The sequence below is a fragment of the Nonomuraea sp. B12E4 genome, from assembly GCF_039871825.1.
Classification (GTDB): domain Bacteria; phylum Actinomycetota; class Actinomycetes; order Streptosporangiales; family Streptosporangiaceae; genus Nonomuraea.
The window spans coordinates 234560-257110 of record NZ_JBDPME010000004.1 but is presented as its reverse complement, the minus strand read 5'-3'; the positions used below and the strand labels follow the sequence as shown (position 1 = coordinate 257110).

The following is a 22551-nucleotide window of genomic DNA, read 5'->3' as shown; positions in this document are numbered from 1 at the left end:
CAGCACGCATGTCACGTGTCCGACGGAGGAGGGCGCGTGACATATTCACCGGAAGTCCGGGATCGTCTGGAAAAGGACGCCAAGGAGATCATCGGCCGCTACCCCAAGGCCCGGTCGGCCCTGCTGCCGCTGCTGCACCTGGTGCAGTCGGAGGACGGCTACGTCTCCGACGACGGCCAGGAGTTCTGTGCCGAGATGCTCGGCGTGAGCAAGGCCGAGGTCACGGGCGTGGTGACCTTCTACACGATGTACAAGCGCAAGCCCGCCGGTGACTATCACGTCGGCGTGTGCATCAACGCGCTGTGCGCGGTCATGGGCGGCGACCAGATCTGGGACGAGCTGTCGGAGCACGTCGGCGTCGGTCACGACGAGGCGACGCCGGACGGCAAGGTCTCGCTGGAGCGCATCGAGTGCAACGCGGCCTGCGACTTCGCCCCCGTGATGATGGTCAACTGGGAGTTCTTCGACAACCAGACGCCCGAGTCGGCCAAGCAGCTCGTGGACGACCTGCGCGACGGCAAGGACGTGCGGCCCACCCGCGGCCCGAAGAAGCTGTGCACCTTCAAGGAGGCCTCGCGCGTGCTCGCGGGGCTGCCCGACGACCTGGCGGGCGACGGCCCGTCGGCGGCCGGGCCCTCACTTGAGGGCCTGAAGGTGGCCAAGGCCCACGGATGGAAGGCCCCCGAGGCATGACCACACTCACTCCGGTCCTGACCGCGAACTGGGACCAGGCCAACTCCTTCACCCTCGACGGCTACGGGGGCGACTATGAGGCGGCCAGGAAGGCGCTGGGCATGGACCCCGACGCCGTCATCCAGGCCGTCAAGGACTCCGGTCTGCGCGGCCGCGGCGGCGCGGGCTTCCCGACGGGCATGAAGTGGGGCTTCATCCCGCAGGGCGACGGCAAGCCGCACTATCTCGTCGTCAACGCCGACGAGTCGGAGCCGGGCACCTGCAAGGACATCCCGTTGATGATGGCCAACCCGCACTCGCTGGTCGAGGGCATCATCATCACCTCCTACGCGATCCGCGCCAACCACGCCTTCATCTACGTGCGGGGCGAGGTGCTGCACGTGATCCGGCGGCTGCACGCGGCCGTGCGGGAGGCGTACGAGAAGGGCTTCCTCGGCAGCGACATCTTCGGCTCCGGCTACGACCTGGAGCTGGTGGTGCACAGCGGCGCGGGCGCCTACATCTGCGGCGAGGAGACGGCACTGCTCGACTCGCTGGAAGGCTTCAGAGGTCAACCGCGTCTCAAGCCTCCGTTCCCCGCCGTGGCGGGCCTGTACGCCTCGCCTACCGTGGTGAACAACGTCGAGTCGATCGCCAGTGTTCCCTCGATCATCGACAACGGCGCCGAGTGGTTCGCGGGGATGGGCACCGAAAAGTCCAAGGGCTTCGGCATCTTCTCGCTGAGTGGCCACGTCACCCGGCCCGGCCAGTACGAGGCCCCGCTCGGCATCACGCTGCGCGAGCTGCTCAGCATGGCGGGCGGTGTCCGCGCCGGGCACCGGATCAAGTTCTGGACCCCGGGCGGCTCCTCGACGCCGATCTTCACCGATGAGCACCTCGACGTGCCGCTCGACTTCGAGGCGGTGGGCGCCAAGGGCTCCATGCTCGGCACCCGGGCGCTGCAGATCTTCGACGAGACCACCTGCGTGGTCCGTACGGTGCTGCGCTGGACGGAGTTCTACGCCCACGAGTCCTGCGGCAAGTGCACGCCCTGCCGCGAGGGGACCTACTGGCTCAAGCAGGTGCTCAAGCGCCTGGAGAAGGGCCAGGGCACCGAGGAGGACCTGGCCACGATCACCGACATCGCGGACAACATCCTGGGCCGCTCGTTCTGCGCCCTGGGCGACGGCGCGACCAGCCCGATCCACTCCTCGGTGAAGTACTTCCGCGAGGAGTACCTCAAGCACTTCGAGATCGGCGGGTGCCCGTTCGACCCGAAGAAGTCCACTCTCTGGAGTGAGCAGTGACTGTCGTAGAGACCGAAACGAACCTGGTGACCCTGACCATCGACGGGTTCCAGGTCAGCGTGCCCAAGGGCACTTTGATCATCAGAGCCGCCGAGCTGCTGGGCATCCAGATCCCGCGGTTCTGCGACCACCCGCTGCTCGACCCGGCGGCCAACTGCCGCCAGTGCCTGGTCGACATCCCGGACGCGGGCAACGGCCGCGGCTTCCCCAAGCCGCAGCCGTCGTGCGCGATCGAGGTCGCCGAGGGCATGGTGGTGCAGACGCAGCTCACCTCGCCGGTCGCCGAGAAGGCGCAGCGCGGGGCCATGGAGCTGCTGCTGATGAACCACCCGCTGGACTGCCCGGTCTGCGACAAGGGCGGTGAGTGCCCGCTGCAGAACCAGGCCATGTCCAACGGCCAGGGCGAGTCCAGGTTCCAGGAGCAGAAGCGCACCTTCCCCAAGCCGCTGCCGCTGTCCACGCAGGTGCTGCTCGACCGCGAGCGCTGCGTCCAGTGCGCGCGCTGCATCCGCTTCTCCGACCAGATCGCCGGCGACCCGCTCATCGAGTTCTTCGAGCGCGGCGCCAAGGAGCAGGTGCGCACCGCCGAGGGCAAGCCGTTCAACTCCTACTTCTCCGGCAACACGGTGCAGATCTGCCCGGTCGGCGCGCTGACCGGCGCCGCCTACCGGTTCCGGGCCCGCCCGTTCGACCTGGTGTCCACGCCGAGCGCGTGCGAGCACTGCGCCTCCGGTTGCGCCCAGCGCACCGACCACCGGCGTGGCCGGGTCACCCGGCGCCTGGCGGGCAACGACCCGCAGGTCAACGAGGAGTGGAACTGCGACAAGGGCCGCTGGGCCTTCACCTACGCCACGCAGCCCGACCGGCTCAAGACGCCGCTGGTCCGCAACGAGGAGGGCGTGCTGGTGCCCGCCTCGTGGCCGGAGGCGCTGATGGTGGCCGCCCAGGGGCTCGCCAGGGCCCGCGGCAAGGCCGGCGTGCTGGTCGGCGGCCGGGTCACGGTCGAGGACGCCTACGCCTACGCCAAGTTCGCCAGGCTCGCCCTGGGCTCCAACGACATCGACTTCCGCGCCCGGCCGCACTCCGCCGAGGAGGCGCAGTTCCTGGCGCACGCGGTGGCCGGCAAGGGCATCGAGATCAACTACGCCGACCTCGAGAACGCCCCCGCCGTGCTGCTCGTCGGGTTCGAGCCCGAGGAGGAGTCGCCGATCGTCTTCCTGCGCCTGCGCAAGGCGTGGCAGAAGAGGGGCCTGAAGGTCACCGCCATCGCCCCGTTCGCTTCTCCCGGGCTGGTCAAGATGGGCGGCACGCTCATCCGCACCGCGCCCGGCGCCGAGGCCGACGCCGTCGGCGACCTGGTCGGCACGCTGGCCGAGGGCACGATCGTGCTCGCCGGCGAGCGCCTGGCCACCGTGCCCGGCGCCCTTTCGGCCCTCGTCCGGCTCACCGCCGCCTCCGGCGCCAGGCTCGCCTGGGTGCCGCGCAGGGCCGGTGAGCGCGGGGCGCTCGAAGCGGGCGCGCTGCCCAACCTGCTGCCGATCGGCCGCCCGGTCGACGACGAGACCGCCAGGGCCGAGGTCGCCCGGGCATGGAACGTGGCCACGCTGCCCGCCACGCCGGGCCGCGACACCGCGGGCATCCTGGAGGCGGCCCGGGGCGGCGAACTGGACGCCCTGCTGGTGGCCGGGGTCGACCCGTACGACCTGCTCGACCCGGCGGCGGCGCTGGAGGCGCTGGAGCACACGCCGTTCATCGTCAGCCTGGAGATCCGCGCCAGCGCCGTCACCGACCGCGCCGACGTGGTCCTGCCCGTCGCCTCCGTCCAGGAGAAGAGCGGCACGTTCGTCAACTGGGAGGGCCGGGGCCGCTCGTTCGAGGCACCGCTCAAGGTGCCCGGGCTGCAGAGCGACCTCGCCGTGATCGGCAACCTGGCCGACCGGATGGACGTCCACCTGGGCCTGCCGGACGCCAAGGCGGCCCGGCGCGAGCTGTCCAGCATGGGCTCCTGGCGCGGCAGCCGGGTCAGCGCGCCGAACGCGCTGACCCGCACCCAGGTGGTCCCGGAGCAGGGTCAGGCGCTGCTGGCAAGCTGGCACCTGCTGCTCGACGAGGGCAGGCTGCAGGACGGTGAGCCCTACCTCGCGGGCACCGCGCGTGCCGCCGAGGCGCTGGTCTCCGAGAACACGGCGGCCGAGCTCGGCGTCGCCGACGGGGACAAGCTCGTGATCGGCGGCACGGCGGACGAAACCGTGACGCTGCCAGTACGCGTCGCCGACCTGCCGGACCGCGTGGTCTGGGTGCCGGCGAACTCCGGCGGCTGCTCGGTCACGCGTGACCTGTGCGCGGTGGCCGGCGACATCGTCACCATCGGGAGCGCCTCATGATTCACCCACTCGCGGCCGACCCGACCCTTGCCGACTTCGGCAAGGATCCGGTGTGGATCACCATCATCAAGGCCGTGCTGCTGTTCCTCTTCCTGATGCTGGGCATCCTGTTCGGCGTCTGGTACGAGCGCAAGCTGATCTCGCGGATGCAGCACCGGTACGGCCCCAACCGGGCCGGCAAGTTCGGTCTGCTGCAGTCCGTGGCCGACGGCCTGAAGATGGGGCTGAAGGAGGACATCTTCCCGCGGACCGTGGACCGGGTGCTCTATCTGCTCGCGCCGGTGATCATGGTGGTGCCGGCGTTCCTGGCCTTCTCCATCATCCCGTTCGCGCCGATGGTCAACCTGTTCGGCGTGCGGACGCCGCTGCAACTGGTGGACCTGCCGGTGGCGGTGCTGTTCATGCTGGCCATGGGTGCGGTGTCGGTCTACGGGGTGGTGCTGGCCGGGTGGTCGTCGCGCTCGCCGTACGCGCTGCTCGGTGGGTTGCGGTCGGCGGCCCAGGTGGTCTCCTACGAGATCGCGATGGGCCTGTCGTTCGTGGCGGTGTTCCTGTTCGCCGGGACGCTGTCCACCTCGGAGATCGTCAAGGCGCAGGCGGACACCTGGTACGTGTTCCTGCTGCTGCCGTCGTTCCTGATCTACGTGATCTGCATGTTCGGCGAGGCCGCGCGCATCCCGTTCGACCTGCCCGAGGGCGAGGGCGAGCTGGTCGGCGGCTTCCAGACCGAATACTCCTCGTCGCTGAAGTTCGCCCTGATCATGATGGGTGAATACCTGCACACCTTCACGGCCTCCGGGATCGCGGTGACGCTGTTCCTGGGTGGCTGGCGGCCGCCCTTCCCCGCGTCGTGGGAGTGGGCGTTCACGGGCTATTGGCCGGTGTTGTGGTTCTTCATCAAGTTCGCGCTGACCTTCAGCTTCATCATCTGGGTGCGGGCCTCGCTGCCGCGCGTGCGCTATGACCAGCTCATGTCCCTGGGCTGGAAGGTGCTGATCCCGGTCAACCTGGCCTGGATCCTGCTGGTGGCGGCCGTGCGCAACGTCGTGGTCAACCCCGAGAACAAGGTTCTCGGCATCGTGGTCGGTGTGATCATCGTCGTCGGCGCGCTGGCCATCTGGATGCGGTTCGACACCGTCAACCAGCGGCGCAAGGAGGACAGGAAGGCACAGGTGGAGGCCGAGTTCGAGGAACTGTCCAACGAGCCGACGGCCGGCGGCTTCCCGGTGCCGCCGCTCGACCTGCCGCACTACCACGGGGTGCAGCACAAGGAGATTCCCAGTGGGACTAACTGATTGGCTGAACCCCGTCAAGGGCTTCGGGGTCACCTTCCACACGATGTTCAAAAAGCCCGTCACGGTCAACTACCCGGAGGACAAGAGGCCGACCGCGCCTCGGTTCCACGGGCGTCACCAGCTCAACCGCTGGCCCGACGGGCTGGAGAAGTGCGTCGGGTGCGAGTTGTGCGCCTGGGCGTGTCCGGCCGACGCGATCTATGTGGAGGGCGCGGACAACACCGAGGAGGAGCGCTTCTCGCCGGGCGAGCGTTACGGGCGCACGTACCAGATCAACTACCTGCGGTGCATCCTGTGCGGCCTGTGCATCGAGGCTTGCCCGACGCGCGCGCTCACCATGACCAACGAGTACGAGCTCGCCGACACCAACCGCGAGAGCCTCATCTTCACCAAGGAGATGCTGCTCGCACCCCTGACCCAGGGCATGGAGCAGCCTCCGCACCCCATGCGGCTCGGTGAGACCGAAGAGGACTACTACCGGCTGGGGCGGACCAATGGGTGAGACCATCACTTTCTGGGTGCTCGCCGTCGTGTCCGTCGGCGCCGCGCTCGGCATGGTCTTCAACCGGAAGGCCGTCTACTCGGCGCTGATGCTCGGCACCGTGATGCTGTGCCTGGCGGTCCTGTACGCGGTGCAGGACGCGCCCTTCCTGGCCGCGGTGCAGATCATCGTCTACACCGGCGCCATCATGATGCTGTTCCTGTTCGTGCTCATGCTGGTCGGCGTGGACTCCTCCGACTCCTTCGTGGAGACGCTGAAGGGCCAGCGCTTCTGGGCCGTCATCGCGGCCGCAGGGTTCCTGGTGCTGTTCGTCCTGGCGATCGGCAACGCGATCTTCACTCCGCAGGTCGGGCTGGCGGCGGCCACCGGGCAGAACGGCTACATCCGCTCGATCGCGGAGCTGCTGTTCACCCGCTACGTGTTCGCCTTCGAGATCACCTCGGCGTTGCTGATCACGGCGGCGCTGGGCGCGATGGTGCTGGCGCACCGTGAGCAGCTGACCGCGAAGGCCACGCAGAAGGACATGTCCCGCGCCCGGTTCCGCGGCGACCGCCCGTCGCCGCTGCCGGGGCCCGGCACCTACGCCAGGAACAACGCCATCGACATGCCCGCGCTGCTGCCGGACGGCTCGGTCGCGGAGTCCTCGGTCAACCGCTACATCGCCCGCTACGACCTCGAGCAGGGCCACCTGCCCGAGGATCCCAAGCTCGCCGAGGCGATCAGGCAGACGGCCGAGGAGGACGAGGCCGACGAGCACGAGGCCGAGCGGAACAATGAGGTGACCAAGTGACGACGCACTACCTCGTCCTGTCCGGCCTGCTCTTCGCCATCGGCGCGCTCGGCGTGCTGATCAGGCGCAACGCGATCGTGGTGTTCATGTGCGTGGAGCTCATGCTCAACGCCTGCAACCTCGCCTTCGTCACCTTCTCCAGGCAGGTCGGCAACCTGGAAGGCCAGATCATCGCGTTCTTCGTGATGGTGGTGGCCGCGGCCGAGGTCGTGGTAGGCCTGGCCATCATCGTGACGATCTTCCGAACCCGCAGGTCCGCGTCCGTCGACGACGCGAACCTGCTGAAGTACTAAGAGGTGACTGGTGGAATCTCAAATCGCTGAGATCACCCAGCACACCGGCGGCGTGATCGGCGTCTCCTGGCTGATGATCGCCTTCCCCCTGGTGGGGGCGTTCATCCTGCTGGTGTTCAACCGGTTCACGAATCGCTGGGGCCATCTGCTGGGCGTGGCCATGTCCCTCGCCTCGTTCGTCGTGGCAGTGCTGGCGTTCTTCGAGCTGATCGGGTTCGGCGAGGAGGCGCGGCGGCGGGCCGTCCACCTCTTCGAGTTCATCCCCGGCATGCCGGGCGAGCCGCCCATGGTGGACATGGGGCTGCTCATCGACCCGCTGTCGATCAGCTTCGCACTGCTGATCACGGGTGTCGGATCGCTGATCCACATCTACTCGATCGGCTACATGTCGCACGACGAGCACCGGCGCAGGTTCTTCTCCTACCTGAACCTGTTCGTGGCCGCGATGCTGCTGCTGGTGCTGGCCGACAACTACGTGGGCCTGTTCATCGGCTGGGAGGGCGTGGGTCTGGCCTCCTACCTGCTGATCGGGTTCTGGCAGTTCAAGCCGTCGGCGGCGACCGCGGCCAAGAAGGCGTTCGTGGTCAACCGGGTCGGCGACTTCGGTCTGCTGGTCGGCATGTTCGTCATCTGGACCACGTTCGGCTCGCTCGCCTTCAAGGACCTGGCCGTCCAGACCAGCGGCGTCGAGAACGGCACCACGCTGGCCATCGGCCTGCTGCTGCTCCTCGGCGCGTGCGGCAAGTCGGCCCAGCTCCCGCTGCAGTCCTGGTTGCTGGACGCCATGGAGGGCCCGACCCCGGTGTCGGCCCTGATCCACGCCGCGACCATGGTGACCGCCGGCGTCTACCTGGTGGTCCGCTCCGGGGCGTTCTTCTTCCACGAGGGCTCGGGCGCCGCGCTCGCGGTGGCCATCGTCGGTGCGGCCACGCTGCTGGCCGGTGCCATCATCGGTTGCGCCAAGGACGACATCAAGAAGGGCCTGGCCGGTTCGACGATGTCGCAGATCGGCTACATGATGCTCGGCGCGGGCCTCGGCCCGGCGGGCTACGCCTTCGCGATCGGCCACCTGATCACGCACGGCTTCTTCAAGGCCGACATGTTCCTCGGCGCCGGGTCCGTCATGCACGGCATGAACGACGAAGTGGACATGCGCAAGTACGGCGCGCTGCGCAAGGCGATGCCGATCACCTTCGTCACGTTCTTCATCGGCTACCTGGCGATCATCGGGTTCCCGCTGCTGTCCGGCTACTTCACCAAGGACGGCATCATCGAGACCGCGGTGCACCACCAGCCGGTGCTGGGCTGGCTCGCCGTGCTGGGCGCGGGCATCACGGGCTTCTACATGTCGCGGATGGTCTTCATGACCTTCTTCGGCCAGAAGCGCTGGGCGGACGACGCCCACCCGCACGAGTCCCCGGCGGTCATGACCTGGCCGCTGATCATCCTGTCGATCGGCGCGATCTTCCTCGGTGGCTACCTCATCCTGAGCAACACGCTCATGAAGTTCCTCGGCCCGGCCGTCGGTCTGCCGGAGGAACTGCCGTCCTTCCACTTCGCGAGCGTGCCCGGCATCGTCACGCTGGTGCTCGTCGCGATCGGCGCGGGCTTCGCGTGGACGCGGTACGGCCGGGTCGAGGTGCCGGCCGTGCAGCCGCGCGGCAGCTTCCTCACCACGTTCGCCCGCCGCGACCTGTACGGTGACGCGCTCAACGAGTCGCTGTTCATGCGCCCCGGCCAGTGGCTGACCCGCATCGCGGTGTTCTTCGACAACCGCGGCATCGACGGGCTGGTCAACGGTCTGGCCGCGGGCATCGGCGGCAGTTCCGGGCGCCTGCGGCGGATCCAGACGGGCTTCGCCAGAACGTACGCGCTGTCCATCCTGATCGGTGCCGCCCTGCTGACCGGCGCCCTGCTCCTCGTTGGGAACCTCTGATGTCACCCTGGCTTCCGATACTCATGGCGGTGCCCGTGGTGGGCGCCATCGTGGTGGCCCTGCTTCCCAAGGGCAGTGACAAGCTGGCCAAGCAGGTCACGCTGGCGGTCTCCCTGCTGGTCATGGTCCTGACGGGCGTCATGGCCGCCGGGTTCAAGCCCTCCGGCGAGCGGTTCCAGTTCGCCGCCGAGTACGACTGGATCCCGAGCTTCGGCGTGAAGTTCGGGGTCGGCGTAGACGGCGTCGCGCTCGTGCTGATCGCCCTGTCGGTGGTGCTGGTGCCGATCGTGGTGCTGGCCTCCTGGCACGACGCGGACGGGGTCAAGACCGCCGACGGCACGCTGATCACGCCAAAGCGGTCGGTGAAGACGTACTTCTCGCTGCTGCTGGTGCTGGAGACGATGATGATCGGCGTCTTCGCGGCGACCGACATCTTCCTGTTCTACGTCTTCTTCGAAGCCATGCTGATCCCGATGTACTTCATGATCGGCTCCTACGGCGGTGCCCAGCGGTCCTACGCGGCCGTCAAGTTCCTGCTGTACTCGCTGTTCGGCGGCCTGCTCATGCTGGTCGCGGTCATCGGGCTCTACGTGGTCGCGGGCAGCAAGACGTTCATGTTCCCCGAGCTCGTCGGGGCCATCCAGGACCCGGCGATGCAGAAGTGGCTGTTCGGCGGCTTCTTCATCGCCTTCGCGATCAAGGCGCCGCTGTGGCCGGTGCACACCTGGCTGCCCGACGCGGCCGCGCAGGCTCCGGCCGGGGCCGCGGTGCTGCTGGTGGGCGTGCTGGACAAGGTCGGCACGTTCGGGATGCTGCGCTTCTGCCTGGAGCTCTTCCCGGACGCGGCCAAGTCGTTCACGATGCCGATCGTGGTGCTGGCGGTCATCAGCATCATCTACGGGGCCATCGTGGCCATCGGGCAGACCGACATGAAGCGGCTCATCGCGTACACGTCGATCTCGCACTTCGGCTTCATCGTGCTCGGCGTGTTCGCCATGTCGGCGACCGCCCAGTCCGGCGCGGCCCTCTACATGGTCAACCACGGCTTCGCCACCGGCGCGCTGTTCCTGGCCGCCGGGTTCCTCATCGCCCGGCGCGGGTCGCCGTTCATCGGGGACTACGGAGGCGTGCAGAAGGTCGCGCCGCTGCTGGCCGGCTTCTTCCTGATCGCCGGTCTGGCCGGGCTGTCGCTGCCGGGGCTCTCGTCCTTCGTCAGCGAGTTCATGGTCATGATCGGCACGTACTCCAGTGCGGCGCACGGCTCGGGCGCGCTGACGGTGGCCGCGGTCATCTCCGCGCTGGCCGTGATCCTGGCGGCCGTCTACATCCTGTGGATGGTCCAGCGGGCGATGAACGGGCCGACGGCCGAGCCGGTCAAGGCCTTCAAGGACCTGAACGCCCGCGAGGTCTGGGTGCTGGCTCCGCTGATCGCGCTGATCATCGGCTTCGGCGTCTTCCCCAAGCCGCTGCTCGACGTGATCAACCCGTCGGTGCACCAGACACTGACCAACGTGCAGGTGCCCACCTCCACCATCGCTGAGAAGGGGACAGGTCAGTGAACACCATCCCAGCGCCGACGATCGAGTACGGCACGCTGGCGCCGCTGCTGGTGGTGTTCGGCGCGGCCATCATAGGCGTGCTCGTCGAGGCGTTCGCGCCGCGCTATCTGCGCAAGGCGATCCACGTGCCGCTCACCCTGCTGAGCCTGTTCGGGGCGTTCGCCCTGGTCCTCGTGCAGGTGCTGCGCGGCCAGGTGTCCACCACGGCCTCGGCCATGGGCGCGGTCGCGGTGGACGGGCCCTCGCTGTTCATCTGGGGCGTCATCCTCGTCCTGTCGTTCGTCTGCGTCCTGCTCATCAACGACGAGGGCCACTTCGTCGCCTCGGCCGCGGCCGTGCCCGGCAGCGCCGACGAGGAGGAGGCCGAGGCGCAGGGCGGCGGCGGCCACACCGAGGTCTACCCGCTGGTGCTGTTCGCGGTCGGCGGCATGCTGCTGTTCCCGGCCGCGCACGACCTGCTGATGATGTTCGTGGCCCTTGAGGTCATGTCGCTGCCGCTCTACCTGCTGTGCGGCCTGGCCCGCCGGCGCCGCCTGCTGTCGCAGGAGGCGTCGATGAAGTACTTCCTGCTGGGCGCCTTCTCCTCGGCGTTCTTCCTGTACGGCACCGCGATGATCTACGGGTTCGCGGGCACCGTCTCGCTGCCGGGCATCAACCAGGCCCTGGCCGGGAACTCCGGCCTGGACCCGCTGCTGATGATCGGCTTCGCGATGCTCGGCGTCGGCCTGCTGTTCAAGATCGGCGCGGCCCCGTTCCAGGCGTGGAAGCCTGACGTCTACCAGGGCGCCCCGACCCCCATCACGGCACTGATGGCCTCGGGCACGCTCGTCGCGGCCGTGGGGGCCGTGCTGAGGGTGTTCTGGGTGGGTCTGGGTAACCTCGACTGGAACTGGCGGCCCATCATCTGGGGCGTCGCCGCGCTCACCATGATCGTGGGCTCGATCCTGGCGATCACGCAGACCGACATCAAGCGGATGCTGGCCTACTCGTCCGTCGCGCACGCGGGCTTCCTGCTCGTCGGCGTGATGGCCACGTTCGGCACGGCCGCGCAGAACGCCGTCTCCCTGAAGGCGATCCTGTTCTACCTGGCCGTCTACAGCATCACCACGGTCGGCGCGTTCGCGGTGGTCACGCTGGTGCGCGACCCGGGCGGCGAGGCCGGGCACCTGTCGCGCTGGGCCGGGCTCGGCAAGCGCTCGCCGATGCTGGCCGGGGTGTTCGCCTTCTTCCTGCTCGCCTTCGCCGGCATCCCGCTGACGAGCGGCTTCTTCGGAAAGTACGCGGTGTTCGCGGCCGCCCTGAACAGCGGTACGCAGCCCGGCGACTCGATGGGCGGCTGGATGGCCGGTCTGGTCGTGGTGGGTGTGGTGGCCTCGGCCATCGCGGCGTTCTTCTACGTACGCGTGATCGTGCTGATGTTCTTCAGCGAGCCGGCGGCGGACGGACCGGCGATCGCGGTGCCCAGTATGGGGACCGTGGCCGTCATCGCGGTTTCGCTGCTGGTTACCGTAGGGGTGGGGCTCTACCCGGAGTCCCTACTCGGTGTCGCCAACGACGCTGCTCACAGCCTGTTCATCAGATAAGGGGATTTGTATGTCTGCGCCTCCCGTGGTTGACCTTCCCATCGAGGACGAACGGTTGGCGCAGGACCTAGCCAACGGAATGGCCGCGGTCGAGAAGCTTCTGCGTTCGTCGGTGGAGAGTGAGGACGCCTTCGTCACGGAGGCGTCCAAGCACCTCATCGAGGCCGGGGGCAAGCGGTTCCGTACGTTGATGCTGCTGCTGGCCGCCCAGTTCGGCGACCCGTCCGCGCCGGGTGTGGTGCCCGGCGCGGTCGTGATCGAGCTGACCCACCTCGGCTCGCTCTACCACGACGACGTCATGGACGAAGCCCCGGTGCGCCGGGGCTCGCCGTCCGCCAACGCCCGGTGGGACAACACCGTGGCCATCCTCACCGGCGACTACCTCTTCGCCCAGGCTTCCGACCTCCTGGCCGACCTCGGTCCGGAGCTGATCCGCATCCAGGCGCAGACGTTCTCCCGCCTCGTACAGGGTCAGATCAGGGAGACGGTCGGGCCGAAGGCTGATGAGGACCCGATCTCCCACTATCTCAGCGTGCTGGCGGACAAGACGGGCTCCCTGATCGCCGCCTCCGGGCGGTTCGGCGCGCTTCTGTCGGGGGCGCCGTCGGACGTGGAGGAGCGCCTCAGCCGCGCGTGCGAGGCCATCGGGGTGGCCTGGCAGCTCGGGGACGACCTGCTGGACGTGGCCTCCTCGGGTGCCGAGTCGGGCAAGACGCCCGGCACGGACCTGCGCGAGGGCATCAGGACGCTGCCGGTCCTGTACGCCCTGGCCTCGGCGGCCGACCCGCGGCTGAACGAGCTGCTGTCGGGTCCGGTGGCGGACGAAGACGTGGCGGAGGCGCTGACCCGGCTGCGCGCGCACTCCGGCATGGTCCAGGCCCGGGCCGAGCTGGACTCGTGGGTGGACCGGGCTCGTACCGACCTTTCCGGTCTTCCTGACATTCCGGCCAGGGCGGCTTTTATAGCTCTATGTGATTATGTGGTCAAGCGTTCTGGCTGATTTCCGCATCCGGGCGGCCGCGCGCGCGGCGCGGAAGCTGTCGTAGGTGAAGATCGCCAAGGCCAGCCAGACGATCGAGAACCCGATCCACCGGCTGGACGGCATCGTCTCCTTGGCGATCAGCACCCCGACCGCGAACTGCAGGACGGGCGCTATGTACTGCAGCAGGCCCATGGTGCTGAGCGGCACCCGAATGGCGGCGGCCCCGAAGCAGATGAGCGGGACGGCCGTGATGACCCCCGCGCCGACCAGCAACAGCGCGTGCCAGACCCCGTGGTGCCCGAACGTGGCCTGCCCGTCCGCCTGCAGGAACACCAGGTAGCCGAGGGCAGGCAGCAGCAGGACCAGCGTCTCCACGGCCAGGGCCTCCGTGGCCGCCACGTTGGCCCGCTTCTTGACCAGCCCGTACACACCGAAGCTCACCGCCAGCGTGAGCGCGATCCACGGTAGCCGCCCGTAGTCGAGCGTCAGCACGAGCACCGCCAGCGCCCCGAACCCGACCGCCGCCCACTGCAGCGGCCGCAGCCGCTCGCGCAGCAGCACCACTCCGAACAGCACGCTGACGAGGGGGTTGATGAAGTAGCCCAGCGCGCTCTCCACCACGTGCCCGCTGTTGACGGCGTAGATGTAGGTGCCCCAGTTGACGGTGACGACCACGGCGGCCACGGCCAGCAGCGCCAGCTTCGCCGGCTGCCTGGCCAGCTCGCGCACCCAGGACCAGTGCCGGCGCAGGGCCAGCACGGCGACGACGGCGACCAGCGACCAGGCCATGCGGTGAGCCAGGATCTCGACGGCTCCGGAGGGTTTCAGTAGTGGCCAGTAGAGGGGGAACAGGCCCCACATGGTGTAGGCGGCGATCCCGAACAGCACGCCACGCCGAAGATCAGGCATGGATCACATCTTCCGGCATTACCACCTTTAATCACAAATTTCATCCTCTATACGGAAATGTGTAGACCCGCTAAAGCGTTGCGGGCTATGTAGCCTGGGATCAGACCCTATGGAGGTAGTGCGATGGGCTGGCTGTTCGGCAACAAGCCTTCGATGGTCCGACCCGAGGACGCCCTCCCTGGCCGCCCGGACCCGATCCCCGTGCCGTCCCGGCACGCCGTCCTGGCAGCCCCCCTGACCCCTCCGTACACCTCGGACCCGGCGCCCGCCTCGGTGGAGGTGGCCGACTTCGGCCTCGGCTGCTTCTGGGGCGCGGAACGCAAGTTCTAGCAGACCCCCGGCGTCATCACCACGGCCGTCGGCTACCAGGGCGGCTACACCCCCAACCCGACGTACGAGGAGGTCTGCAGCGGCCTCACGGGCCACACGGAGGTCGTCCGGGTGGCGTTCGACCCGGCGAAGATCTCGTACGAGGAGCTGCTGCGGGTCTTCTGGGAGGCCCACGACCCCACCCAGGGAATGCGCCAGGGCAACGACGTGGGCACACAATACCGGTCGGCGATCTACTACCACTCGCCCGAGCAGCTGCCCGAAATCACCGCAAGGATCAAGGCAGATCCTGCTCACTACGCCGAGGCTCGTAAGGCCACGAGCGGTGATTTCGGGCCGGTGCAGGTCTCCGCGTGAGCCCGAAGCGCGGAGACCGGGTTACGGTATCTTTTTAAAGTGCCGAACGGCTACTGCGGCATCGGCGTACGGGTGTGGCCTGCCCGGTTGGTCTGACATCTGGCGAGGCGTGAGCCTGGACTCGCTCAGGGATCGCGGTTCTGTGCAGAAAGATATACAGTTGACGTATGACTGTCCTGCACGACGCTACTGAGCTGAGCGTCACCGAAGCGGCCCAGCGAGGGATTGCCCGCCTGGTGGCTGATGCGGAGCAGGGGACCGATCTGGTGGTCACCCGTCGGCATCAGCCGGTGGCGGCAGTGGTGAGCATCCGCCGGCTCAATCAGTTGGAGGAAGCTGCGGCCGATCTGCGTGATCTGGCGCTTGTACTTGCTCGGTCGGCCACGGATACGGGGGGGCGTGTCTCGCTCGACGAGGTGCTCGCGGCTTTCGGGCACACCCGCGAGTCGTTGGCCGCGATCCCGGACGACGAGTGACCTGTGTCAGACGTCGTCTTTACGGCGCCGGCGGTCGATGACCTCCGACGCATCGGTCCAGACGCGGCGCCCAAGGTGCTGAAGAAGATCCTTCTCCTGCTGGAGAATCCCGAGGCCGGCTACCCGCTTGGTGGAGAACTGACCGGTTTCCGGAAGCTTGTGGTCGGTCGTAACACCTGGCGCGTCGTCTATCGCATCACCGAGGACAAGTCGGTGGAGGTCTGTGAAGTTTGGGCCGTGGGCGAGCGGGCCGACGCGGAAGTCTATGCAGAGGCGACGGCGAGGGTGCGCGAGGCGGATGCCCACCGTCCAGAGATCATCCAGCTCGGCCAGGTGATCGAGCGCCTCGGCACTCTCGCCGATCATATTCATGTGGAGAAGACGCCTCCTAGAGAGCCTGTTCCGGATTGGCTCGCGGACCGACTGATCTACACAGTGGGGATGGCTCGCGAGGACGTCGCCGCTCTTGATCTCCAAGAGGCCGTCGACATGTGGGCTGAGTACCGGTCGAAGCCCAGCTGAGCAGCACATCTATGACCTGAAGTGGAGTGCTACCACCAGCAATACCTTTTTAAAGTGCCGAACGGATATTGCGGGATCGACAGGACAGGCGTGGCCTGTCCTGTCGATCTGACCTCCGGCGAGGCCTGAGGTCGGCGAGACACCCTTGTCTGGCCAGGACAAGGGTGTCCCAACCTTGGGACGCTCATGTCTCGTAAACTTGGTGGCATCAGCGTGATGCGCGAGGAACTTCATCACCTGGTGGACCGGCTGCCCGAAGAGAAGGTCGCGCCTCTGCTCCGTCTGGTCCGGGATCAGCTCGATGAGCAGCAGGCGGTGCGCGATCTGCCCTTCATCGGAATGCTGGAGGCAGAGTCGGATTTCGCGGAACGCGCCGAGGAGATCTTGCGGGCGGAGGACAATCGTCCTTTGTGATCGTCCTTGGCGGAGGCTACCTTCTTGCGAACCTTCGGTGCGGGCCTGACCCTGGTTGACCTTACTGAGCAGGATCTTGTGCGTATGAGCAGTCTACTCGCACTCTAAAACGTGCCTCAAGTGAAGCGCTACCACCAGCATCTGTACAGAGTGCCCAACGGGTACTGCGGGATCGGCGGGACGGGCATTTCCCGGAGCTGTATCCGGCTTGAATCCCGACTACCAGAACCAGCACGATCACGATCAGCGTCGAGCACCTCCGGGTTGAGGTGCAGGGCCGGGCTGTGGATGAGACATCATGGGTAGGTCACCTGATCTCTTGAGGGCGGTTGGTGGCAAACCGTCGGCCCCCGCCGATCCCTGGCAGGTGGGGTGGGGCCGACGGAGTCTTCAGGCCAGCGGGAGGTCGCCTTCCGTCTGCTCGACCACTGCTTGGCCGAGTCGGATGCGTAATGGTGCGTCGTTGATCATGGGAGAGGCGGCGGGATCTTCGAGTGGCTGTGGCCGGACACGGGCGGATCCGCGAGTACGAGCGGCGGCCCTCAGGTGCTCTGCGCGATCGGGTCCTGCCATCGGGGCTATTGTCCTCGACATGATCATGCATTCTGAGCTTCTGGAGCGTGGGCATCCGTTTCGGCAGTGGAAGACGTGGCGGTTGCCGGGTACACAGCTGACGCTCACCGGATATTCGCGCGCCAACGACAAGACGTTCTTCCACATCCCCGAGTTGAAGCTCGGCCTCGACGCCGGGTTGGCGGAAGGTCGCCAGGTGGACACGGTGCTGTTGACGCACACGCATCTGGATCACTCCAAGGACCTGGACTTTCTGGCGACCCGTGCGACCGGCGTCGACATCTACGTGCCTGACCAGGCGTTACCGTACGTGCGAGGCTACCTGCGCGCGACGACCGAGCTGAACCAGGTGGCCGCCTTCGATCCGGCCCTGGCCGCCGGTGCCCGCGTGCACGGGGTGCGGCCGGGGGAGGAGCTCTGCTTCGGCAAGCATGGCTCCCACACCGTGCGGGTGCTCGATACCGAGCACAAGGTGCCCAGTGTCGGGTACTGCGTCTCGGAGAACCGGCGGGCGCTGCTCCCGGAGATCGAGGAGCTCAAGGCGACGCTTGGCGCCGGTGAGTTCGGGCGGCTTGTCGCGGACCACCGCAAGAAGGGCATCGCCGTCGACCGGCAGGTCCAGCGGCCGTTGTTCGCCTATCTCGGTGACACGCACGCCGACGCGCTCGGGCGCAGCCCGGGGCTCTTCGAATATCCGATCATCATTACCGAGTGTACGTATCTGGACGACGCGGAGCTCGATCGGGCCCGCCGTGTGGGGCATACGGTGTGGAGCCAGCTCAAGCCGTTCGTCGTGGCGCACCCGGAAACCCTTTTCGTGCTGACCCATTTCAGCCTGCGGCATTCCGATCGGGAGGTGATCGCGTTCTTCGAGCGGGAGGGCGTGGCCAACGTGCTGGTCTGGGCTCATGCCGAGGCTTACCTGCCCGAGCAGCACCAGCACTGACACGCCTCCCGTGCCGCCGTGCCGGCGGGTGGCGGCATCGAGGTCGAGGAAGCGGGCCAGAAACCGGTCTCTGGTGCGCAGGGGCCGGCGCGACAAGCGATCATGGCGCGGGCGCTGCTCGCCGCGTACCGGGGCTGGGGTGTCTGTACGGTCTCCACGATGAGTTTCACCGCCGGGCCCACGGGGCCGCGCGCGATCGCATACTCGCATTTGCCCCAGTCCAACGGTCTCCTGACACGGACCGTTCGGCCCGGATGAAGGCGACGAGCCCGGCGACGATCAGCGCGACGGCGGTGACGGCCGTGGGGCTCGACCAGCCTTGCCCGGGCTCGCGAGGGGGGCTGGCCGGCGGGTGATGTTCCGGTGGTGATCCAGTTTGGTTCACTCACCGGCCGTTGCTCGGCCAACCTTCCACCATCCTTCCGCTATGTGCCGATGGTGAGCTTTGTACCGATCTATCCGATCTAGGTAAGGCTGCCTCGATGACAAACACTTCGCAGGAGGATGAGGTTCGGCGGGCCGTGCCGCATACCCGGCGCAGGTTCCTGACCGTCAGCGGTGCCGCGATGGCGCTGGCGTTAGGGACGAACCTCGCGAGCGGTAACACGGCCAGCGCCGACTCGAAGAAACTGCGTTCGGACCCGTTCACGCTCGGTGTCGCCTCCGGTGACCCGCTCCCGACGGCGGTGGTGTTGTGGACCCGTCTCGCTCCGGAGATTTTCGATCCGCTGGGTGGGATGCCGGACAAGAACTACAAGGTCGAGTGGCAGGTTGCGACGGATGAGAGGTTCCGGAACGTCGTACGCGCCGGCTCGGCGACCGCCCATCCGGAGTATCGCCACTCGGTGCATGTGGACGCGCGCGGCCTGCGGCCGGGCCGGGAGTATTTCTACCGTTTTCGCGCCGGCTCCTACCTCAGCCCGACAGGGCGGACGAAGACCGCGCCGGAGTCCCGGGACCGGCTCTCCAAGCTCCGCTTCGGCATCGCCTCGTGCCAGGCCTACCCGGACGGCTACTACACCGCCTACCAGCACCTGGTCGAGGAGGACCTGGACGTCCTGCTGTTCCTCGGCGACTACATCTACGAGAACGCCGTGAACACCGTGGGTGGCGACCGGTTCGACACCTCCGCCCAGGTGCCGGACATCTTCCAGGCCGCACCGGTCACCCTCGACCAGTACCGGCTGTTCTACTCGCTGTACAAGGCCGATCCCGACCTGCAGGCCGGGCACGCGGCCCTGCCCTGGATCCTCACCTGGGACGACCACGAGGTCGTGGACAACTACGCAGGCGGGGTCAAGGGAACCGTGCCGGTCGAGGACTTCCTCGTGCAGCGGGCCAACGCCTACCGGGCCTACTGGGAGCACCAGCCGCTGCGCCTCGAGCAGTTGCCGAGCGGGCCCGACGCCCAGCTTTACCGGCGGTTCGACTTCGGCGACCTGATGCAGGTCAGCGTGCTCGACACCCGCCAGTACCGGAACGCCCAGCCGCGTACGATCACCGGCGAGGCCCAGATGAGCTGGCTGCTCGACGGGCTGAGCGAATCGGAGGCCCGCTGGAACGTCATCGCCAACCAGGTGATGCTGGCCGAGCAGCGCACCACCCTCACCAACCCGCCCGGGCTCAACGTGGACGCCTGGGACGGCTTCCCCGAGGACCGGCAGCGGCTCTTCGACGGCATCGTCGAGCGCGAGGTCGAAGGTGTCTGCGTCGTGACCGGCGACACCCACACCAACTACGCCAACGACCTGAAGCTCAACTTCGACGACATGAACTCGCGGACGGTCGGAGTCGAGTTCGTCGGCACCTCGATCAGCAGCGGACGCGACGGGTTCGACACCAGTCCCCAGTTGGAGCTGCAGTTGCAGGCCAACCCCCACAGCAAGTTCGAGAACGGGCAGCGGGGCTACGTCACTTTCGACGTGAACCGCGATGAGATTCGCGCCGACTACCGGGTCCTGCCGTACGTGACCCGCCGCGGTGCCCCCGTCGAGACCCGGACCTCCTTTGTCTCCGAACGGGCCGAGCCCGGCCTGAAGGCGGTATGACCATGACCCGTTTCACCTTCCTGCGCAGCCCCCGAACCTCGGTGGCGGTCCTGGCCGCGGCTTCGATCGCGTTGCTGGTGGGGCCCGCGGTGGCGAACGCGAGCGGCTCGGGGCACGGCAATGCGCCCCGCGAGCCGGGCGTCGAGGTCTCGGTCGCCGAGGACTCGGCGGGGCTGAACATCTCCACCGGTCAGTGCGGCGGCGCCCCGGTCACCGTACGGCTGACCAACGCGGGCACGCAGGCCGTCTATGCCGACGCCACGCTGTCGGCCGATCGCGCCCTGACCCTGCAGCGCACCATGATCTCGACGTACCTGCCCGCCGGCTACACCGCCCAGGTGCCCATCCCCGTGACGGCGCCGCTGGGCACCGACCCGGGGTCCTACCCGTTCAAGGTGTCGGCAGGGAAGTCCACGGCGACCGCGGCGATCAACGTGACCGCCACGGCTCCCGACCCGAACGGAGATCTCGCCTGGTCGGCCTCCAAGATCAGCGCGTCCAGCGTGCACGCCGGATACCCGGTCTGCGGTGCGGTCGACGGGGACTCCGACGGCGAGCACTGGGGCACCGCCACCGGCTGGAACGACGGTAACTCGACGATCTGGCCGGACTGGTTCGAGTTGCGGTGGGACAGCCCGCAGACCGTGGGGCGCGTCACCCTGCACACACTGGACAACACGAAGTATCCGGCCGCGCGCTACGGGCTGAAGGACTGGGATGTCCAGACCCTCACCGACGGCGAGTGGAGGACGGTCGCGTCGGTACGCGGCAACACCCAGGGGGTGGTCGACACCACGTTCGAACCCGTACGGACGAGCGACCTGCGCGTGCTCCTGCTCGCCGGTAACGGCGCCGACGACTACTCGCGGATCGTCGAACTCGAGGTCTTCGCCTCCTGATCAATAAGCGAGGGACGGTCACCCGCGTGACCGTCCCTCGCAGGTCGTCGCGTTTTCCGTCGGGGGTGGACAAGGAATGTTTACATGGCTGTCATCCGGCCCTTCCATGATTTGGGTACGCGGTATCGCGTCCCGGCGCCTGGGCCATGGACAGTGGGAATCGGGCGACAGATATTGGACGGGAGCGGAGGTATTTCATGGACGTGCGCCTTGACCATCTCGTCTGCTGGGTCTCGGATCAGCTCGGCTCGCTGCATTTCTACGAGCAGGTGATCGGGCTGCCCGGGGTGCGGGCGGAGGAGTTCAAGGATGGAAAGGCGGCTTTCCCGAGTGTGCGGATCTCGGCCGAGACCATCCTCGACCTGATGGCCTACGACGCGGCGAGGGGGGTGGACGAGGGCACCGGCGTGAACGGCACCGCCGGGCACCCGATCAATCATTTCTGCCTGGCGGTGGGCAAGGAGGATTTCGACGCGCTCCAGGTCCGGTTGAAACAGAACGGGGTGGAGATCACTGGGACGAGCACCAACACCTTCGGCGCCCAGGGCATCGCCCCCGAGACCATTTATTTTCCCGACCCGGATGGCAATGTGCTCGAAGTCCGTTACTACGAGTGAGGTACGGGCCGGGTTTCACCATTGTGCGGGCGGCCGATTTTCATTGCGGGATCGGGGGATCTCGCCATTGCGGGCGAGCCGGTTTCGTCACGGCGGCGGCCGGGTGATTACCGGGACTGCCCGAAGCTCCTGAGCCCCGAGGAGGCCGTCCGGTCGCGGAAGTGTCGGCCGGACCTGGTACACAGGCGGCATGAGTGTCAGCGTCGACGAGTTTCTCAAGCTGCTGGACGAGCTGCCGGATGTCCGGATGAGCCATGGTGGCGAGTGGGTCGGGCTCAAGGTGCACGGCAAGGGGTTCGGCTATCTGTGGGAGGCGACCGAGACGGTCGGGCTCAAGGCCACGATCGAGGAGCAGATCGCGCTGGTGGCCGAGCGGCCCGACGTGTTCGAGGTGCAGTTCACGGCGGGGCGGTTCGGGTGGGTGGTCGTGCATCTCGACAGGATCGACGCCGATGAGCTGTTCGAGCTGATGGCCGAGGCGTGGTGCCTGACCGCGCCCAAGGGGATGGTGGCGGACTTCGAGGCGGCTCATCAGATCGCCCCCCGGGAGGACGGTGTGCTGTAGGGGAATGGTGGGCCCGCTGGGTGCGCTGGGTGGGGTGTGGACGTTCGGTTGCGGGAGTGGCATGCGGGTGACGCGCCGGTGGTGTTCCGGGCCTTCCAGGTCCCCGATCTGCGGCGGCAGGCGCCCTTCCCCGTGCTCACGTTGCAGGACGCCCACGGCTGGATCGCCTCGTGGCAGGGGGCGGGGCATGCCTTCGCCGTGACGGCCGGCGGGCGGGTGGTCGGCAACGTCGCGGTGCTGGGCATCGACGGCTACGGCAACGGATGCGTGTCGTACTGGGTGATGCCGGCGGCCAGGGGCCGGGGGATCGCCGCGGCCGCCACCAGGCGGCTGGCCCGGTGGGCGTTCGGCGAGCGCGGGCTCTCCCGGCTGGAGCTCCGGCATCGGATGAACAACCCGGCCTCGTGCCGGGTCGCGGTCAAGGCCGGATTCCGGGCGGAGGGCATCGAGCGGGCCGGGCGCGGTCACGACGGCAGGCGCCTCCAAGGCGGGCGCCACGAAGGGGGCCGGGGTCCGGGCGGTTACGAGGGCGGGGGCTTCGATGTTGAGCGGCATGTTCGCCTCGCCGGCGACTGAGTGGCAGCGATCGGTC

General features: G+C 67.8%; 21 protein-coding genes and 1 pseudogene. 21 read left to right on the top strand and 1 reads right to left on the bottom strand.

Annotation, left to right across the window (positions count from 1 at the left end):
• Positions 1 to 36 precede the first annotated feature (36 nt).
• The 11 genes from nuoE to ABGB18_RS12455 all read left to right on the top strand — a co-directional run bounded on the left by nuoE (position 37) and on the right by ABGB18_RS12455 (position 13321).
• On the top strand, positions 37 to 693 hold the full coding sequence (gene nuoE / locus ABGB18_RS12505; protein WP_347695614.1) for an NADH-quinone oxidoreductase subunit NuoE: 657 nt from the start codon (positions 37 to 39) through the stop codon (positions 691 to 693).
• Entirely contained in the window at positions 690 to 1979 is a 1290-nt protein-coding gene (nuoF, locus tag ABGB18_RS12500; RefSeq protein ID WP_347695613.1) for an NADH-quinone oxidoreductase subunit NuoF, read from the top strand. The genes nuoE and nuoF overlap by 4 nt, the downstream gene beginning before the upstream one ends.
• Positions 1976 to 4363, top strand: coding sequence for an NADH-quinone oxidoreductase subunit G (locus tag ABGB18_RS12495; RefSeq protein ID WP_347695612.1), 2388 nt, complete (start codon positions 1976 to 1978; stop codon positions 4361 to 4363). The genes nuoF and ABGB18_RS12495 overlap by 4 nt, the downstream gene beginning before the upstream one ends.
• Positions 4360 to 5658, top strand: coding sequence for an NADH-quinone oxidoreductase subunit NuoH (nuoH, locus tag ABGB18_RS12490; protein ID WP_347695611.1), 1299 nt, complete (start codon positions 4360 to 4362; stop codon positions 5656 to 5658). The genes ABGB18_RS12495 and nuoH overlap by 4 nt, the downstream gene beginning before the upstream one ends.
• Complete coding sequence (gene nuoI, locus ABGB18_RS12485) at positions 5645 to 6160, top strand: NADH-quinone oxidoreductase subunit NuoI (protein WP_347695610.1); 516 nt, start codon at positions 5645 to 5647, stop codon at positions 6158 to 6160. Before nuoH ends, nuoI begins: the two co-directional genes overlap by 14 nt.
• Entirely contained in the window at positions 6153 to 6950 is a 798-nt protein-coding gene (locus ABGB18_RS12480) for an NADH-quinone oxidoreductase subunit J (protein WP_347695609.1), read from the top strand. Before nuoI ends, ABGB18_RS12480 begins: the two co-directional genes overlap by 8 nt.
• Positions 6947 to 7243, top strand: coding sequence for an NADH-quinone oxidoreductase subunit NuoK (gene nuoK, locus ABGB18_RS12475; protein ID WP_185069996.1), 297 nt, complete (start codon positions 6947 to 6949; stop codon positions 7241 to 7243). Before ABGB18_RS12480 ends, nuoK begins: the two co-directional genes overlap by 4 nt.
• A 73-nt stretch (positions 7244 to 7316) precedes the next feature.
• Positions 7317 to 9179, top strand: a complete 1863-nt coding sequence (gene nuoL / locus ABGB18_RS12470; protein WP_347695833.1) for an NADH-quinone oxidoreductase subunit L — start codon at positions 7317 to 7319, stop codon at positions 9177 to 9179.
• On the top strand, positions 9179 to 10738 hold the full coding sequence (locus ABGB18_RS12465) for an NADH-quinone oxidoreductase subunit M (RefSeq protein ID WP_347695608.1): 1560 nt from the start codon (positions 9179 to 9181) through the stop codon (positions 10736 to 10738). The genes nuoL and ABGB18_RS12465 overlap by 1 nt, the downstream gene beginning before the upstream one ends.
• Positions 10735 to 12321, top strand: coding sequence for an NADH-quinone oxidoreductase subunit NuoN (nuoN, locus tag ABGB18_RS12460; protein ID WP_347695607.1), 1587 nt, complete (start codon positions 10735 to 10737; stop codon positions 12319 to 12321). The genes ABGB18_RS12465 and nuoN overlap by 4 nt, the downstream gene beginning before the upstream one ends.
• A gap of 10 nt (positions 12322 to 12331) precedes the next feature.
• Positions 12332 to 13321 carry a polyprenyl synthetase family protein gene (locus tag ABGB18_RS12455; RefSeq protein ID WP_347695606.1) on the top strand — a complete coding sequence of 330 codons (990 nt, stop codon included), beginning with the start codon at positions 12332 to 12334 and terminating at the stop codon, positions 13319 to 13321.
• On the opposite strand, the gene rarD is transcribed toward ABGB18_RS12455, so the two are convergent.
• A complete protein-coding gene (rarD, locus tag ABGB18_RS12450; protein ID WP_347695605.1) occupies positions 13289 to 14212 on the bottom strand; it encodes an EamA family transporter RarD in 924 nt (307 codons plus the stop codon). The genes ABGB18_RS12455 and rarD overlap by 33 nt on opposite strands.
• A 123-nt stretch (positions 14213 to 14335) precedes the next feature.
• Between rarD and msrA the strand changes: the two are divergent.
• The 10 genes and pseudogenes from msrA (at position 14336) to ABGB18_RS12400 (ending at position 22535) form a co-directional block, all read left to right on the top strand.
• Positions 14336 to 15012, top strand: a pseudogene (gene msrA, locus ABGB18_RS12445) (peptide-methionine (S)-S-oxide reductase MsrA).
• A 54-nt stretch (positions 15013 to 15066) separates the two neighbouring features.
• Positions 15067 to 15375: a type II toxin-antitoxin system prevent-host-death family antitoxin gene (locus ABGB18_RS12440; protein WP_347695604.1), complete on the top strand. Its 309-nt coding sequence runs from the start codon at positions 15067 to 15069 to the stop codon at positions 15373 to 15375.
• A 3-nt stretch (positions 15376 to 15378) separates the two neighbouring features.
• Positions 15379 to 15897, top strand: a complete 519-nt coding sequence (locus ABGB18_RS12435; protein WP_347695603.1) for a type II toxin-antitoxin system RelE/ParE family toxin — start codon at positions 15379 to 15381, stop codon at positions 15895 to 15897.
• A gap of 216 nt (positions 15898 to 16113) precedes the next feature.
• The gene (locus tag ABGB18_RS12430) at positions 16114 to 16311 is read left to right on the top strand and encodes a hypothetical protein (RefSeq protein WP_347695602.1); all 198 of its coding nucleotides are present in this window, start codon (positions 16114 to 16116) and stop codon (positions 16309 to 16311) included.
• A 592-nt stretch (positions 16312 to 16903) separates the two neighbouring features.
• Positions 16904 to 17830 (top strand): MBL fold metallo-hydrolase, encoded by a 927-nt coding sequence (locus ABGB18_RS12425; protein WP_347695601.1) that lies wholly within the window; start codon positions 16904 to 16906, stop codon positions 17828 to 17830.
• A 482-nt stretch (positions 17831 to 18312) separates the two neighbouring features.
• On the top strand, positions 18313 to 19878 hold the full coding sequence (locus ABGB18_RS12420; RefSeq protein WP_347695600.1) for an alkaline phosphatase D family protein: 1566 nt from the start codon (positions 18313 to 18315) through the stop codon (positions 19876 to 19878).
• Between the two features lie 2 nt (positions 19879 to 19880).
• Positions 19881 to 20777: a discoidin domain-containing protein gene (locus ABGB18_RS12415; protein WP_347695599.1), complete on the top strand. Its 897-nt coding sequence runs from the start codon at positions 19881 to 19883 to the stop codon at positions 20775 to 20777.
• Between the two features lie 197 nt (positions 20778 to 20974).
• The gene (locus tag ABGB18_RS12410; protein ID WP_347695598.1) at positions 20975 to 21394 is read left to right on the top strand and encodes a VOC family protein; all 420 of its coding nucleotides are present in this window, start codon (positions 20975 to 20977) and stop codon (positions 21392 to 21394) included.
• A 190-nt stretch (positions 21395 to 21584) separates the two neighbouring features.
• Positions 21585 to 21959: an MmcQ/YjbR family DNA-binding protein gene (locus tag ABGB18_RS12405; protein ID WP_347695597.1), complete on the top strand. Its 375-nt coding sequence runs from the start codon at positions 21585 to 21587 to the stop codon at positions 21957 to 21959.
• 36 nt (positions 21960 to 21995) lie between these two features.
• The gene (locus ABGB18_RS12400) at positions 21996 to 22535 is read left to right on the top strand and encodes a GNAT family N-acetyltransferase (protein ID WP_347695596.1); all 540 of its coding nucleotides are present in this window, start codon (positions 21996 to 21998) and stop codon (positions 22533 to 22535) included.
• The last annotated feature ends 16 nt before the right edge of the window (positions 22536 to 22551 follow it).

What these genes read in the sequence shown, in the direction of transcription:
- nuoF (WP_347695613.1), top strand. Translation starts at nt 690, where the DNA reads ATGACCACACTCACTCCGGTCCTGACCGCGAACTGGGACCAGGCCAAC.
- nuoL (WP_347695833.1), top strand. Translation starts at nt 7,317, where the DNA reads ATGATCGCCTTCCCCCTGGTGGGGGCGTTCATCCTGCTGGTGTTCAAC.
- ABGB18_RS12440 (WP_347695604.1), top strand. Translation starts at nt 15,067, where the DNA reads ATGACTGTCCTGCACGACGCTACTGAGCTGAGCGTCACCGAAGCGGCC.
- ABGB18_RS12410 (WP_347695598.1), top strand. Translation starts at nt 20,975, where the DNA reads ATGGACGTGCGCCTTGACCATCTCGTCTGCTGGGTCTCGGATCAGCTC.
- ABGB18_RS12415 (WP_347695599.1), top strand. Translation starts at nt 19,881, where the DNA reads ATGACCCGTTTCACCTTCCTGCGCAGCCCCCGAACCTCGGTGGCGGTC.
- ABGB18_RS12420 (WP_347695600.1), top strand. Translation starts at nt 18,313, where the DNA reads ATGACAAACACTTCGCAGGAGGATGAGGTTCGGCGGGCCGTGCCGCAT.
- ABGB18_RS12455 (WP_347695606.1), top strand. Translation starts at nt 12,332, where the DNA reads ATGTCTGCGCCTCCCGTGGTTGACCTTCCCATCGAGGACGAACGGTTG.
- ABGB18_RS12425 (WP_347695601.1), top strand. Translation starts at nt 16,904, where the DNA reads ATGATCATGCATTCTGAGCTTCTGGAGCGTGGGCATCCGTTTCGGCAG.
- ABGB18_RS12405 (WP_347695597.1), top strand. Translation starts at nt 21,585, where the DNA reads ATGAGTGTCAGCGTCGACGAGTTTCTCAAGCTGCTGGACGAGCTGCCG.
- ABGB18_RS12430 (WP_347695602.1), top strand. Translation starts at nt 16,114, where the DNA reads ATGCGCGAGGAACTTCATCACCTGGTGGACCGGCTGCCCGAAGAGAAG.
- ABGB18_RS12480 (WP_347695609.1), top strand. Translation starts at nt 6,153, where the DNA reads ATGGGTGAGACCATCACTTTCTGGGTGCTCGCCGTCGTGTCCGTCGGC.
- rarD (WP_347695605.1), bottom strand. Translation starts at nt 14,212, where the DNA reads ATGCCTGATCTTCGGCGTGGCGTGCTGTTCGGGATCGCCGCCTACACC.
- ABGB18_RS12465 (WP_347695608.1), top strand. Translation starts at nt 9,179, where the DNA reads ATGTCACCCTGGCTTCCGATACTCATGGCGGTGCCCGTGGTGGGCGCC.
- nuoH (WP_347695611.1), top strand. Translation starts at nt 4,360, where the DNA reads ATGATTCACCCACTCGCGGCCGACCCGACCCTTGCCGACTTCGGCAAG.